A 13,286-nucleotide genomic window follows, 5' to 3' on the forward strand; every position below is an offset into this window, starting at 1 on the left:
CGCGCCTGGGTGCTGCTGAACGGTCGGGGGGTTGTTCAGCGGCACCCAGGCCTTTTTCATGCCGGGGCCGTGCCTGCATCGGGCGCACGGGCTGCCGAGTGCCTCTCCCTCCGTCAGGCAGACGGAGGGAGAGGCCCCAGTCGGCCGCGAGGCACACTCGGAGGGGCTTGAGCGGGACCGTGAAGCTCAGCCCGAGGTCGACCGCGAGAACTCGCCCGGAGAGACCTGGGCGGGGCTGCGGGGCTCACCCGGAGGGGCTTGAGCGGGACCGTGAAGCTCAGCCCGAGGTCGACCGCGAGAACTCGCCCGGAGATGCCTGTGCGGGACTGCGCGGCTCGCCCGGAAAGGCCTGAGCGGGGCCTGGAGGCTCACCCAGGCGCCTCGAGGCGAGCCGGGAGGCTCACGCGTCGCGGAGCTTCTTGAGGGTCTCGATGTCGGCGCGGTGCGGCTCGGCGCTGCGGCCCGGGGTCTCGATGATCAGGGGCACTCCGCGGCTCACCGGATGGCGGAACAGTTCGGCGAACGGAGCCGCGCCGATCAGACCCGCGCCGATGTTCTCGTGCCGGTCCTTGCAGGAACCGCAGGCGTCCTTGCTGTCGTTGGCGTGGATCAGTTTGAGCCGGCCGTCACCGGCGCTCTCCGCGAGCGCGTCGAGGGTCTCGGCCACACCGCCCCGTGCCGTCAGGTCGTGCCCGGCGGCGAAGGCGTGACAGGTGTCGAGGCAGACGCCGGCACGCGGGTGACGGTCGACGGCGTCGAGGTACGGGCCCAGGTCCCGTACGGTGGCGCACAGCATGGCGCCCTGGCCGGCCATCGGCTCCAGGAGCAGGTCTGGGCCGTCGTCGGGGATCTCGTCGAGCAGCGGCAGCAGGTGCTCGCGGATCTGCCGCATGGCGTCCTCGCGCGGCTGGGACACCGCGGAGCCGGTGTGCACGACCACGCCGCGCGCGCCGATCGCGGCACCGCGTTGCAGGGCGTGCCGGATCGAGGCGACGGAGTTGGTGATGGTCTCGGGGCTCGGCGAGCCGAGGTTGATGAGGTACGGCGCGTGCACGAACACCGGCAGGTCGTGCTCCTCGCCGTGCTCGCGCAGCCGCCGGTCCTCGTCGGGCTTTCCGGCCGCACGGGCCCAGCCCCGGGGGTTGCTGACGAACACCTGGATGGCTTCGGCGCCGATCTCGGCGGCGTAGCGCAGCCCGCCGGTCGCGAGCCCGCCCGCCACCGGAACGTGCGCCCCGATCGGATTGATGGGTTCAGTGGCCATGACCGGTCCAGCTTAGTGCCGCGTTGGTGCTCCTCAGGCGAGCGCCGACGCCGCGAGGCTCGGATGCCGCCGATCGACGACCGACACCGCCTCTCCGGTGTGCACCGGGGTGGCGGCGTTCAGTGCCAGATCTTGACGACGGTGCCCTTCGGCAGCGGGGTGTTGGCGGGCGGGTCCTCACCGGTGACGACGTCGCCTGCCTGGCCGCCGGTGACCTGAGGCTGGAAGCCGTTGTCCATGAGCGTCTGGGCCGCCTGAACGATCGGCTGGCCGACGACGTTGGGCACGGGGACCGGCTGGCCGCCCTGGTCGTTGCCGCCGCCGTTGTTGCGCTGCTGGAACTGGCAGATGAAGTCCAGGGGAGCGCACTTCTTCTGGGCCTTGGTGACCTTGACCACGACGGCCTGCCCCCGGGTGACGGTCTGGCCGGCGGGAGGGTTCTGGTCGACCACGGTGTTCGGCTGCTGGCCGTCGGCCGGGTCCTGCTCCTGCCACTGGACATTGAGGCCCAGCTTCGCGAGCTTCTGGGCGGCGACATCGCGCTTGAGGGTGATCAGACTGGGCATCTGCATGCCCGTGCTGACGACGAGGGTGACCGGGTCGTCCGGGCTCTGCTCGGTGCCGGCCGCCGGCCGCGTCTTGATCACGGAGCCGCTCGGTACGGTGGTGCTGCCCTGCTTGTCATCGTCGTCGGCGACGGTGAGCCCGGCCTGCTGCAGCTTCTGCTTGGCCGTGTCCTCCGGGTCGCCCTTGACGCTCGGGATCTTGACCGGTTGCTTGCCCTTGGAGAGGACCAGGGTGAGCAGGGTGCCCTTCTTGACCTGGGTGCCCGCGGTGGGCTGGACCTCGGCGACCTTGTCCTTGGGGACCTTCGGGTCGAAGCGCGAGGACCCGACCTTGACCTTGAACCCGACCTTGGCGGCGTTGACGCGGGCCTGTTCTTCGGACAGTCCCACCAGCGTGGGCACGCGCTCCTTGTTGCCCACCGTCTCGAACCACACGAGTCCGCCGAGCAGCAGCACGACGACGAGACCGGCGGCGATCAGCCCGTACAGGCCCGGCGGCCGCAGCAGCCGGTCCCGCATCGCCGGAGGCGGTGGCGGCGGCTGGTGCTGGATCGCCATCGTGTGCGGGCCGAACGCTTGGGTTCCCGCGTGCGGCGGCGGGTAACCGCCCGGCTGGTGGCCGAACATCTGCGTCGAGCCGTCGACGGCCGTGGCGCCGGTGACGGGCGGAAGCTGGGCGGGAGGAGGCGGCGGGGCCGGCGCGACTGCGGCCAGCGCCGCGTCGACCTCCGGCGGCAGGATGCGGTAGATCTCACCGGCCGCGGCGTGGAAGTGGTCGGCGTCAGAGGGCCGGCGGGCGGGGTCACGGTTGGTGGCGCTCGCCACCAGCGCGTCGAGTTGGGGCGGCAGGCCGACGATGACGCTGGAGGGCAGCGGCACCGTCTCGTTGACGTGCTTGTAGGCCACGGCCAGCGGTGTGCCGCCGTCATAGGGCTGGCGGCCGGTGAGCAGCTCGAACAGCATGATGCCCGCGGCGTAGACGTCGGTGCGGGCATCAGCGTCACCGGAGATGACCTGCTCGGGGGCGAGGTATCCGACCGTGCCGATGATCATGCCGGTCTTGGTCTGCTTGCTCGCCGTCTCCGCCCGGGCCAGGCCGAAGTCGGCCACCTTGACCTGCCCGTCGGCCGTCAGCAGGACGTTCTCGGGTTTGACGTCACGGTGGATCAGCCCGGCGCGGTGCGCGGCGCCCAGTGCGGACAGCACCGGCTGCATCACCTGCAGCGCCTCGCGCGGGCCCAGCCGGCCGCGCTCGGTCAAAAGGTCGCGCAGCGTGCGCCCCGGGACGTACTCCATCGCGAGGAACACATAACCCTTGTCAGTGCCCTGGTCATAGACCGCGACGACGTTCGGGTGGGACAGGGCGGCGGCGTGCTTGGCCTCGCCGATGAAACGCCGGACGAACTCCTCGTCCCCGGCGAGGTTCCCATGCATGACCTTCAGCGCCACCGTACGGTCGAGCTTCGTGTCGTGACCTTCGTAAACGGTGGCCATGCCTCCGCGGGCGACACGTGACCGTACGAGGTAGCGCCCGTCGAGCACCTGCCCGACGAGGGGGTCCGCAACCGTCGTATCCATCAGGGGGAGTGTATTAGGGATCGCGGCGCATACTCGTCATCACTCCGGATCAAAGCATCAATCCTTGTACGATCGAGACCATTCTCCCCGGCGAACCGCCTGCTGAGCCGCCACCGATGAGCCGAACCACTTCGGAACGAATTCCGGTTAGACGGTACGCCAGGCGGAGGCGTTCCGGGCCGCGAGGGGCACGCGGACGGCCGGTTCACCCGGCCGAGAGGGGCACGAGAGCGGCCCGTTCACCCGGCTGAGCTCAGCCCCTCCCACGGCGAGGACGCGTGGGCGTAGCGGCGCTTGGGGATCCGGCCCGCGAGGCGGGCCAGCCGGCCGGCCTCCACCGCGCGCCGCATCGCCTCGGCCATCAACGCGGGCGACTGGGCGCGGGTGACGGCGGTCGCGAGCAGGACGGCGTCGCAGCCGAGTTCCATGGCGAAGGCGGCGTCGCTGGCCGTTCCCAGGCCGGCGTCCAGGATCACGGGCACCCCGGCCTGCTCGACGATCAGCTCGATGTTGTGCGGGTTCCGGATGCCGAGCCCGGAGCCGATGGGGGAGCCGAGCGGCATCACCGCCGCGCAGCCGGCCTGCTCGAGCCGCCGGGCGAGCACCGGATCGTCATTGGTGTACGGCAGCACGACGAACCCGTCGTCGACGAGCCGCTCCGCCGCGTCGAGCAACTCGATCGGGTCGGGGAGCAGCGTCCGCTCGTCGGCGATCACCTCGAGCTTGACCCAGTCGGTCCCCAGCGCCTCCCGGGCCAGCTTGGCGGTGAGCACCGCCTCGCCCGCGGTGAAGCACCCGGCGGTGTTCGGCAGGATCCGGATGCCGCATCGGCGGAGCACGTCGAGCACGGAGCCAGGGGCGTCCCCACCGACGCGGCGCATCGCGACGGTGGTCAGCTCGGTGCCCGACGCGACCAGCGCATCTTCCAGGACGTGCATGCTCGGCACGCCGCCCGTACCCATGATCAGCCGCGACTCGAAGCTCTCGCCCGCGATCACGAGCGGCTCCGGCCGGGTCGCCGGGAGGTCGGTCGGGGCCGGTTGGTCGGGCAAAACAGGTTGGTCGGGAGAGACACGGTCGGCCGCATCCCCTCCGGCACGGGCGACGGTGCGGTCGCCGGTCACGGCGTCGAGGGCCGCCGTGGGGCCGCCTTCGGCGTGTTCCTGCATGTCAACCTCCCTGGACGGCGGTCAGCACCTCGATGCGGTCCGCCTCGCGCAGAATCGTGGTCTTCCAGTCGGCGCGCGGCACGACCTCGTCGTTCAGCGCGACGGCGACCCCGGCCGGTCGCTCGGTCAGCGACGCGACCACGCCCGCCACGGACGACCCGTCGGGGGCGTCCCGTTCGGCGCCATTCACGGTGATCTTCAATCGTGGAACCTTCCAGCTGAGAACGGCCGGATGACTTCGGGCGGCTCTCCGGTCGCGATGGTCTCCGCGAGGGCGTCGGCGGTCACCGGGGTGAGGAGCACGCCGTTGCGGAAGTGACCGGTGGCGAGCAGCAGACCGGGGACGGACGACGGCCCGAGCACCGGGGCGTTGTCCGGCGAGCCGGGCCGCAGGCCGGCGCTCACCTCCTCGAAGGCCAGCTCGGTCACGCCGGGCACCAGCTCGCGGGCGTCCCGCAGCAGCTCCCACAGCCCGCCCGCGGTGACCGTCGTGTCGTAGCCCATCTCCTCCTGGGTCGCGCCGATGACGAGCTCGCCGTCGGCGCGGGGCACCAGGTAGACCGAAGAGCCCCGCACCAGGCCGCGGACGGTACGGCCGAGGAAGGGAACCGGACTGCGCAGGCGCACGACCTGGCCCTTCACCGGGCGGACCGGGGGGACGGCGTCCGGCGGCAGCCCCTTGATCTCGTGGCTCCAGGGACCGGCGGCCAGGACGATCTGGTCGGCGGCGAGGGAGTCGCCGCCGGCGAGGCGCACGCCGGCGGCACGGTCGTCGATCAGGATCTCGGCCACGCGGTCACGGATCAGGGTCCCGCCGAGCCGGTCGATGGCCGCCAGCAACGCCGCCGAGAGGCGACGCGGATCGACGGAGCCGTCGTCGGGCGCGAAGAGCCCGCCGCGCGCCGACGGCGCCAGCATCGGCTCCCGGCGCCGGCACTCCCGGCCGGTGAGCGCCTCCGCGGCGAGGCCGAGCGACTCCTGGAACCGGCGCAGCTCCTCCAGGACGGCCAGGTCGTCGGCGTCGAGGGCGACCTGCAGCACCCCGTCACGCCGGAACGCGGTGTCGACGCCGGAGACCTCCTCCAGCTCGGCGACGAACGAGGGGAACCGGTCGCGCGAGACGATCCCGAGACGCAGCAGGGCGTCCTCGCCGTACCCGAGCTCGGTGACGGGGGTCAGCATCCCGGCGGCGACGCGCGACGCCTTGCTCGCCGGTTCTGGATCGACGACCGTGACGCGGATGCCACGGGTCAGGGATCGCCACGCGATCCCGAGACCGATCACTCCGCCGCCCACGATGACCACGTGTCGCACGCATGCGCTCCCTTCGCCGGCATGATCCGGATCAGGTCCAGAGCCCGCTGTGGACTCATGCGGTCGGCGGCCGCTGTGCCGCCCTCTCAGCCCGGTGCGCCGGACTCCCGCGCTTACGCTTACGTATCCAGACTATAAGGTCACGACCATGGAACGGGTGATCGTCGCAGGTGGCGGACTGGCGGGCGTCCGGACCGTCGAGGCCCTGCGGGCACAGGGCTACCAAGGCCGGTTGACCCTGGTCGGGGCCGAGTCCCACCGCCCGTACGACCGGCCGCCACTGTCCAAGGCCGTCCTGCGCGGCGAGGTCGACGACACGACCGTCGACGCCGACTGGACGGCGCTCGACTGCGAGCTGCTCCTGGGCCACCGCGTGACCGGCCTCACCGACGTCCTGGAGACGACGGCGGGGCCCCTCGGCTTCGACGGCCTGGTGATCGCGACGGGCGCGTCGCCGATCCGGCTGCCCGGCAATGGCCCGCAGCACGTGCTGCGCACGATCGACGACGCCCGCGTCCTCCGCGCCGTCCTGCGCCCCGGCGCCCGGGTGGCCGTGGTCGGGGCCGGCTGGATCGGCGCGGAGGTCGCTACGGCGGCGGCCAAGGCCGGTTGCCGGGTCACCGTGGTCGAGGCCGCTGACACGCCACTCGCGGCCGCCGTCGGCGCCGAGGTCGGCGCGAAGACGGCGGCCTGGTACGCCGAGGCGGGAGTCGAACTCCGCCACGGCGTCAAGGTCGCGTCCGTGGAGCGAGGCGGTCTCGATCTGGCCGGCGGCGGCTCGATCGAGGCGGACGTGGTCGTGACCGGCATCGGAGTCCGCCCCGAGACGGCCTGGCTGGAAGGCTCCGGTCTCACCCTCGACGACGGGATCGCCGTTGACGAGCGGCTGCGCACCGGCCGCCCCGGCGTGTTCGCGGTCGGCGACTGCGCCGCCTGGTGGTCCTCGATGTTCCGGCGCCGCCTGCGCGTCGAGCACTGGGACACCGCGCTGAACGCCCCGGAGGTCGCGGCCGCCAATCTCCTTGGCGGCGAGCGGGTCTACGACCCGGTGCCGTACTTCTGGTCGGAGCAGTTCGGGCACATGGTGCAGTACGCCGGGCATCATCCGGTCGCCGACACCATGATCTGGCGCGGGGACCCGGCGGCGGGCGGGTGGGCCGCCTGCTGGCTCACCGGCGATCGGCTCGTCGCGATCGTGACGGTCGACCGGCCGCGCGACCTGGTACAAGCGAGGCGTATCATCGCAGCTCAGAAGCGGATCGACCGGTCAGCGCTGGCGGATCCCGCCATTCCGGTCAGAGACGCTGCCCCGTGAGTGAGGTTTCAGAAGGTGCCGAAGGTGGTAGGCAGGGTTCCGTGACGCACACCGTTGCCGAAATCGAGATCGACCGAAAGACCGACGCACTGGTGGGCGAGTGGCTCACCCTGCGCGAGGTGGCCGACAGGCTGGGCCTCGATCTCAAGCGAGTGAAGCAGCTACTACGCGACCACAAGCTCCTGGGGGTGCAGCGGGCCGATGGCCTCTGCGTCCCGGCGGCGTTCATCTCCGGCGACCAGCCGCTGAAGGGACTCCAGAGCACCCTCACGGTGCTCGCCGACTCCGGCTTCGACAGCGTCGAAGCGCTGCGCTGGCTGTTCACCGAGGATGCCTCGCTACCGGGCACGCCCGTCCAGGCGCTCACCCAGCACCGCGTCAAGGAGATCAACCGGCGCGCCCAGGCGCTCGCTCTCTGATCCGTTCAGGGCGGGTGGCGGGGTGCCCGCGGAATGACCGAAAGGCCACCCAGTGCCCAGTCACCTGCCCTCTGAACGCGCCGTGACCCTGCGGGCCCGGCTCGACCGGGCCCGCCTCTACCTCTGTACGGACGCACGGGAGTCCCAGGGCGACCTGGAGGATTTCCTGGACGCGGCCCTCGCCGGCGGCGTCGACATCGTGCAGCTCCGGCAGAAGGGCCTGGAGGCGCGGCAGGAGATCGAGTATCTCTCGGCCTTCCGCGCGGCCTGCGACAAGCACGGCGCGCTCCTGGCGGTCAACGACCGGGCCGACATCGCCCACGCCGTACGCGCGGACGTGCTCCACCTGGGGCAGGACGACCTCCCGGTCCCGGCCGCGCGTGCCGTCGTCGGCCAGGACGTGCTCATCGGCCGGTCGACCCACTCGGAGGCGCAGGCGTCGGCCGCCGCCGCCGAGCCCGGCGTCGACTACTTCTGCGCGGGCCCGACATGGCCGACGCCGACGAAGCCGGGCCGTCCGGCGCCCGGACTCGGCCTGCTCGAGTACGTGGCCGGGCACCGCTTCACCCGCCCGTGGTTCGCGATCGGCGGCATCGACGCCGGCAACCTCGACCAGGTGCTCACGGCGGGGGCCCGCCGCGTCGTCGTGGTCCGCGCGATCACCGAAGCGGACGATCCGCGCGCCGCCGCGGCCGGGTTCGCCCGCCGCCTCCACGCCGCCGACCCGGTGTTCTGACGTCCTGGGGATCGTCGTCTCCGTGACCGCGGCCAGGCCGAGCGCTTTGGGGCCGCTGCCTGCGGGACGGCGGCCAGGCCGAGCGCTTTGGGGCCGCTGCCTCCGGGACGTCGGCCAGGCTGACCCCCGGGCGGTCCGGCCGTCTTCGGGGTGCCGGCTTCCGGCCGCCCGGGGCGGCCCCCGCCCTCGGGATGGCGACGTGCCCCGGCCGACTCGGGCTCGGAGCACCCGTGCGATGCGCGACAATGGGACGCGTGATCGGCAACCCTGACGATGAGCGCTTCGTTGAGCTGGCCGACGACGACGATCTGGCGGTGCTGCCCGACCAGACGCGCGACGAGTCCGAGCTCGGCTGGGGCGGTTACTCCCTGGACGATGACGACGACGCCCGCCTGCAGGAGGACCGCCCGCCGCACTGGTAGCAGACCCGGCCCGAGCGCGCCAGAGTCCCCCTGACCATTCTCCCGCCGCCGGCGCGGGAGCCCGTGATTCACCCTCTTCACGAGGTCCGACGGGCTTGGGCGATGAGTTTTTCGGACTATTTCGGTCTTCTTAGTAGGGGACTCCGGGCTCAACTTCGCTGCAAGGTCTTCCAGCAAGATCAAAGAGCTTGTAACTTCGCGTCCGGCCGCGGGCAAGGGTCGCCCGGGACACGGCCGAATCCCCTTTCACGCAAGGAGAAGCGCATGTCGCTCGTCCACAAGACGATCGCCGCCACGATCGTGTCGGGCGTCGCCCTCATGGGCGCCGCCGGCACCGCCGAGGCCGCCACCGCCAAGCCGACCAAGCCGGTCACCAAGCGGTACCACGTCTCCAACGCCGCGAAGAAGGCCACCGCGCGGGTCGACGGGACCGTCACCTTCGCGGCCAAGACCACGGTCGTGACCGCCAAGGGCCTCAACAAGTCCAAGGCCACGGTTCTGCTCACGATCAAGGTCTACAAGGGCAAGAAGGCCGTCGCCACCCGCCTCGTCCCGGTTCGCCCCGGGCGCTTCGCGCTGAACCCGCTGAACCCCAAGGGCGGCCTCTTCAAGACGGCGGCTACCGAGGTGACGCTGAAGCTCGGTAAGGGCAAGCTGGTGCACGTCACGCCCAAGCGCGTGTTCTGAGCCCTCCCCGCATGACAGGAGCCCCCGGACCGCTCTCCGGGGGCTCTTCGTTGTGTCGGGTTGATGGCCGGTCTGGCCGGCGTCTGCTCGGGGAACGCGCCGCCGCGTCAGGTGAGATTCAGGGATGGGCCGGCAGGCCCAGGCCCAGCAGGAACCCGGCGACCGCCACCAAGGCCAGCGCGAGAATCAGTCTCCGGCTGCGGGGGCTCCGTCGCGGCGCGGGCGCGGAAGCGCACACTCGGGCCACGGGTTCGGCGATACGCGGCGGGTACGGCGTGTCGAGCTTCATGCGTGCAATCGGTTTGTCATGCCCTCATTCTTAGCCACCTAAACCTCGCTTGTCCGGCGAATCTGGATCTTGTACGGAGGTCCAGGTCAGGAGGGGTCAGACCTTGCGGGCCGTGGCGGCGATCGTCAGCTCCGACAGGGCCGCGCGGGCCTCCGCCGTGAGCGGCGCGCTCGCCAGCGCGCTGGACGCCTCGTCGGCGTACCGCTCGATCATCCGCTCGCAGGCGTCCAGCGCACCTGTCTCCACGATGACCGATCGGAGCCGCTCCACCCCGTCGGGACCGAGCGCGGGGTCGCCCAGCAGCCGCTCCACGGTCGACGCCTGCGCCGGATCCGCCCGCTCGAGGGTCAGCGCGATCAGGACGGTTCGCTTGCCCTCGCGCAGGTCGTCGCCCGCGGGCTTGCCGGTCTCGGCCGGATCCCCGAACACCCCCAGGACGTCGTCGCGCAGCTGGAACGCGATCCCCAGCGGCATGCCGTACGCGGACAGCTCCGCCATCGCCCCGGAACCGGCCAGCGCCGCACCCAGCTGCAACGGCCGCTCGACGGTGTACTTGGCGGCCTTGAACCGGACGACCCGCAGCGCCGCCTCCACCATGGCCCGGCCGTCCGCTCCCGACCCCCGCGCCTGCCCGACGAGGTCGAGGTACTGCCCGCACATCACCTCGGTGCGCATGACGTCGAAGATGGGCCGTCCACGGAGCAGCGCCTCCGGTGACAGGCCGCTGCCCTGGAACATCTCGTCGCACCAGGACAGGCACACGTCGCCGAGGAGGATCGCCGCGCCCGCGCCGAACGCCTCGGCCGAGCCGCGCCAGCCCGACTCGGCGTGCAGCGCCTCGAACCGGCGGTGGGCGGCGGGCTGACCGCGCCGCGTGTCGCTGCCGTCCATCACGTCGTCGTGGATCAGCGCGCTCGCCTGCAGGAGCTCGAGCGAGGCCGCCGCCGCGACGATCTCCGGCCGGTCCTCGCCGCCCGAGCCGCGCCAGCCCCAGTAGCAGAACGCCGGCCGCAGCCGCTTCCCTCCGGCCAGCAGCGCGTCGAGCGCGGTCAGCATGGGGGTCAGGTCGTAGCCGACATCGCTCAGTACGGGGCGCTGCCGGTCGACGAAGGCGTACAGCGCCGCGTCGACCTCCTTACGAACGCGACTGGGGGTCATACGATTGAGACTAGTGGGCCTTAACGCCCGTCCCGTTACCCTGGTCTGCATGACGTCCGCTCGCCCCACGATCCGGGAAGTGCTCGCCGCGGGCGAGCTCACGTTCTCCTTCGAATTCTTTCCGCCCAAGACGGAGCAGGGTGCCCGCAACCTGTGGCAGGCGATCCGCCGGCTCGAGGTGCTGCAGCCGACGTTCGTCTCGGTCACGTACGGGGCCGGTGGCGGCACCCGCGACCGTACGGTCGAGATCGTCGAGCGGATCGCGACCGATACGACACTCACCCCCGTCGCGCACTTCACCGCCGTCGACCACTCGATCCGCGAGCTGCGGCAGCTGATCGGCAGGTTCGCCGCCGTCGGCGTGCGCGACCTGCTCGCGCTGCGCGGCGATCCGCCCGGTGACCCGATGGGGGAGTGGGTCAAGCATCCGGACGGCGTCGAGTACGCCGAGGAGGTCGTGCGGCTGATCAAGTCGTCGGGCGACTTCAGCGTGGGCGTCGCCGCGTTCCCGTACAAGCATCCGCGGTCGCCGGACATCGACAGCGACACCCTCCACTTCGTGCGCAAATGCCGGGCCGGCGCCGACTACGCCATCACGCAGATGTTCTTCCGGGCCGAGGACTACCTGCGGCTACGCGACCGGGTCGCTGCGCACGGCTGTGACGTGCCGATCATCCCGGGCATCATGCCGGTCACCCAGCTCAGCACGATCGAACGCTCCGAGCAGCTGTCCGGCGCGCCGTTCCCGCCGGAGCTGGCCGAGCGGTTCGAGGCCGTCGGCGACGACCCGGAGGCGGTGCGCCGGCTCGGCATCGACCAGGCCGTGGAGCTGTGCCGGACGCTGCTGGACGAGGGCGTGCCCGGCATCCACTTCATTACGTTCAACAAGTCGACCGCGACGCGCGAGGTCTACGACCGCCTGGAGGTCAGCGGGAGCCGTCGCAACCTGTTGGTGCCGTAAGCGCGGCTCAGGCCACTGGTCTCGTCGCGGGGTGCGGGTGCCCATACGCCTCGTGCGAGGGCGATGCCGAGACTCAGACAGGCGAGGGGAATCGCGGGCAGGACGTACCGGTAGTCGAAGTCGATCGTGGCCGGCGGCAGGATGAGCAGCACCATCGCCGCCGCCCACGGAAGAAGCCCAGGCCCGCCCCAGGAGCGCCAGGCGGCGACGATTCCGGCCAGCCCGCCCAGCAGCATGAGACCGAGGATCGGTCCGGGCAGATAGACGTGATGCTGATATCCGCGGATCCAGCCCGCGTAGGGCTCGACGACACGCGGTGCCTGCGGCGGCTGGTGGTCGTAGGCCGCCATGTCGTTTCGGGCGTTGTCCATGGTGCTGGAGTGCTCGACCGGAGGTGCCGGTTCCTTCGGATGGAACTCATAGCGCAGTGCGACGCCGTAGTCCTTTGTGGGGCTCCAGCGAAAGGTTCGGGCGACACTGTGAGCGACCGTGGACAGGTAGTCGCCGGGCTGGGCAAGGATCGCTCGCTCCGCGAAGTCCTGCGCGAGTGTGTTGTTCGAATCGGTGAACCGGAACGTGGGAAGTCTGTTGATCGGCGAGGACGCGTTCCAGACGTAGGTCTCCGGCCGCATGCGCGGGAGTCCGGGCACGGGACACAGCGCCGTCTCTCCGGCGGGAGGGTGGACTTTCGCGCAGTCGGCGAACGACATCGCGCGCGACCACAGGAACACCCCGCCCGCGCCGCTCAGCGCGTAACGGTGGTAGCGGGAGTGGTACGAGACGGCGTACGCGCCCAGCGGCAGCACTGCCGTCAACGCCGTGACGGCGAGGGCCCGCCAGCCCGCGCGTCGCACGATCAGCCAGCATGGCAGCAGGAGCAGAAGGGCGAACCCGACGGTTCGCGTCACGGTGGCCAGTGCCAGCAACACACCTGCGGCGGTCGCGAGCGGAGCGGTGGGGCGCTCATGCCAAAGAAGCGCGGTGAACGCCGACACGACCAGGAATATGAACAGGGTGTCGGACAGCAGAAGGTGCTCGAGCTGGATCAGGTAGGCGTCGAACAGTACGGGCAGCACGACCAGGGTGGCTCCCCAGTCGGGCAGTCCGCTGCGCCGCAGCAGGGCATAGATCATCACAGCCGTGGCCAGCGTCAACGAGTGCTGCAGCCCGACCACCACCACGAAGCTGTGAAAGGGCTCCAGCGCCCGCAGCATCAGCGGGTAGCCGCCGGGGCGCTCCGGCCGCAGCGCCGAGCGCAGCGTCATCGCGAGGTAGGTGTACGAGTCGCCCACGAACCACAGGGCGGGCCGATAGCCGAGCATCGCCAGCATCCGGAGCACGATCCCACCGAGCATGGCGAAGCAGAAAACCCCGTATCGATGGACAAATCGCATCAAGGCAGGCTAGC

The 13,286-nt window shown here is 71.3% G+C and carries 14 protein-coding genes; 6 read left to right on the forward strand and 8 right to left on the reverse strand.

What is annotated here, in order from left to right; all coding sequences use genetic code 11:
- Nucleotides 1–400: 400 nt before the first annotated feature.
- From AB0I04_RS02675 to thiO, 5 genes are all read right to left on the reverse strand, one after another.
- Complete coding sequence (locus tag AB0I04_RS02675) at nucleotides 401–1,264, reverse strand: deoxyribonuclease IV (protein ID WP_360877840.1); 864 nt, start codon at nucleotides 1,262–1,264, stop codon at nucleotides 401–403.
- A gap of 119 nt (nucleotides 1,265–1,383) precedes the next feature.
- A complete protein-coding gene (gene pknB, locus AB0I04_RS02680) occupies nucleotides 1,384–3,408 on the reverse strand; it encodes a Stk1 family PASTA domain-containing Ser/Thr kinase (protein WP_360877843.1) in 2,025 nt (674 codons plus the stop codon).
- A 239-nt stretch (nucleotides 3,409–3,647) separates the two neighbouring features.
- Entirely contained in the window at nucleotides 3,648–4,577 is a 930-nt protein-coding gene (locus AB0I04_RS02685; RefSeq protein ID WP_360877846.1) for a thiazole synthase, read from the reverse strand.
- Nucleotide 4,578: 1 nt separating this feature from the next.
- Nucleotides 4,579–4,779, reverse strand: coding sequence for a sulfur carrier protein ThiS (thiS, locus tag AB0I04_RS02690; protein ID WP_360877848.1), 201 nt, complete (start codon nucleotides 4,777–4,779; stop codon nucleotides 4,579–4,581).
- Nucleotides 4,776–5,891 carry a glycine oxidase ThiO gene (gene thiO, locus AB0I04_RS02695; protein ID WP_360877851.1) on the reverse strand — a complete coding sequence of 372 codons (1,116 nt, stop codon included), beginning with the start codon at nucleotides 5,889–5,891 and terminating at the stop codon, nucleotides 4,776–4,778. The genes thiS and thiO overlap by 4 nt, the downstream gene beginning before the upstream one ends.
- A 148-nt stretch (nucleotides 5,892–6,039) precedes the next feature.
- Between thiO and AB0I04_RS02700 the strand changes: the two genes are divergently transcribed.
- The 5 genes from AB0I04_RS02700 to AB0I04_RS02720 all read left to right on the forward strand — a co-directional run bounded on the left by AB0I04_RS02700 (nucleotide 6,040) and on the right by AB0I04_RS02720 (nucleotide 9,470).
- Nucleotides 6,040–7,206, forward strand: a complete 1,167-nt coding sequence (locus AB0I04_RS02700; protein ID WP_360877854.1) for an FAD-dependent oxidoreductase — start codon at nucleotides 6,040–6,042, stop codon at nucleotides 7,204–7,206.
- Between the two features lie 41 nt (nucleotides 7,207–7,247).
- Complete coding sequence (locus AB0I04_RS02705; protein WP_360877857.1) at nucleotides 7,248–7,625, forward strand: Rv2175c family DNA-binding protein; 378 nt, start codon at nucleotides 7,248–7,250, stop codon at nucleotides 7,623–7,625.
- 52 nt (nucleotides 7,626–7,677) lie between these two features.
- Nucleotides 7,678–8,361, forward strand: a complete 684-nt coding sequence (gene thiE, locus AB0I04_RS02710; RefSeq protein WP_360877860.1) for a thiamine phosphate synthase — start codon at nucleotides 7,678–7,680, stop codon at nucleotides 8,359–8,361.
- A 254-nt stretch (nucleotides 8,362–8,615) separates the two neighbouring features.
- Nucleotides 8,616–8,783 (forward strand): hypothetical protein, encoded by a 168-nt coding sequence (locus AB0I04_RS02715; RefSeq protein ID WP_360878844.1) that lies wholly within the window; start codon nucleotides 8,616–8,618, stop codon nucleotides 8,781–8,783.
- Between the two features lie 264 nt (nucleotides 8,784–9,047).
- Nucleotides 9,048–9,470: a hypothetical protein gene (locus AB0I04_RS02720; RefSeq protein WP_360877863.1), complete on the forward strand. Its 423-nt coding sequence runs from the start codon at nucleotides 9,048–9,050 to the stop codon at nucleotides 9,468–9,470.
- A 118-nt stretch (nucleotides 9,471–9,588) separates the two neighbouring features.
- Here AB0I04_RS02720 and AB0I04_RS02725 read toward each other — a convergent pair whose 3' ends face one another.
- Both AB0I04_RS02725 and AB0I04_RS02730 read right to left on the reverse strand, forming a co-directional pair.
- Nucleotides 9,589–9,759: a hypothetical protein gene (locus tag AB0I04_RS02725; protein ID WP_360877866.1), complete on the reverse strand. Its 171-nt coding sequence runs from the start codon at nucleotides 9,757–9,759 to the stop codon at nucleotides 9,589–9,591.
- A gap of 96 nt (nucleotides 9,760–9,855) precedes the next feature.
- The gene (locus tag AB0I04_RS02730) at nucleotides 9,856–10,917 is read right to left on the reverse strand and encodes a polyprenyl synthetase family protein (RefSeq protein ID WP_360877869.1); all 1,062 of its coding nucleotides are present in this window, start codon (nucleotides 10,915–10,917) and stop codon (nucleotides 9,856–9,858) included.
- Nucleotides 10,918–10,966: 49 nt separating this feature from the next.
- Between AB0I04_RS02730 and metF the strand changes: the two genes are divergently transcribed.
- On the forward strand, nucleotides 10,967–11,878 hold the full coding sequence (gene metF, locus AB0I04_RS02735) for a methylenetetrahydrofolate reductase [NAD(P)H] (protein WP_360877872.1): 912 nt from the start codon (nucleotides 10,967–10,969) through the stop codon (nucleotides 11,876–11,878).
- On the opposite strand, the gene AB0I04_RS02740 is transcribed toward metF, so the two are convergent.
- Nucleotides 11,827–13,272 carry a phospholipid carrier-dependent glycosyltransferase gene (locus AB0I04_RS02740; protein ID WP_360877875.1) on the reverse strand — a complete coding sequence of 482 codons (1,446 nt, stop codon included), beginning with the start codon at nucleotides 13,270–13,272 and terminating at the stop codon, nucleotides 11,827–11,829. The genes metF and AB0I04_RS02740 overlap by 52 nt on opposite strands.
- Between the last annotated feature and the right edge of the window lie 14 nt (nucleotides 13,273–13,286).

Source organism: Actinoallomurus sp. NPDC050550, from assembly GCF_040655075.1.
Lineage (GTDB): Bacteria > Actinomycetota > Actinomycetes > Streptosporangiales > Streptosporangiaceae > Actinoallomurus.

What these genes read in the sequence shown, in the direction of transcription:
- AB0I04_RS02740 (WP_360877875.1), bottom strand. Translation starts at nt 13,272, where the DNA reads ATGCGATTTGTCCATCGATACGGGGTTTTCTGCTTCGCCATGCTCGGT.
- AB0I04_RS02675 (WP_360877840.1), bottom strand. Translation starts at nt 1,264, where the DNA reads ATGGCCACTGAACCCATCAATCCGATCGGGGCGCACGTTCCGGTGGCG.
- pknB (WP_360877843.1), bottom strand. Translation starts at nt 3,408, where the DNA reads ATGGATACGACGGTTGCGGACCCCCTCGTCGGGCAGGTGCTCGACGGG.
- AB0I04_RS02700 (WP_360877854.1), top strand. Translation starts at nt 6,040, where the DNA reads ATGGAACGGGTGATCGTCGCAGGTGGCGGACTGGCGGGCGTCCGGACC.
- AB0I04_RS02720 (WP_360877863.1), top strand. Translation starts at nt 9,048, where the DNA reads ATGTCGCTCGTCCACAAGACGATCGCCGCCACGATCGTGTCGGGCGTC.
- metF (WP_360877872.1), top strand. Translation starts at nt 10,967, where the DNA reads ATGACGTCCGCTCGCCCCACGATCCGGGAAGTGCTCGCCGCGGGCGAG.
- AB0I04_RS02685 (WP_360877846.1), bottom strand. Translation starts at nt 4,577, where the DNA reads ATGCAGGAACACGCCGAAGGCGGCCCCACGGCGGCCCTCGACGCCGTG.
- AB0I04_RS02725 (WP_360877866.1), bottom strand. Translation starts at nt 9,759, where the DNA reads ATGAAGCTCGACACGCCGTACCCGCCGCGTATCGCCGAACCCGTGGCC.
- AB0I04_RS02730 (WP_360877869.1), bottom strand. Translation starts at nt 10,917, where the DNA reads ATGACCCCCAGTCGCGTTCGTAAGGAGGTCGACGCGGCGCTGTACGCC.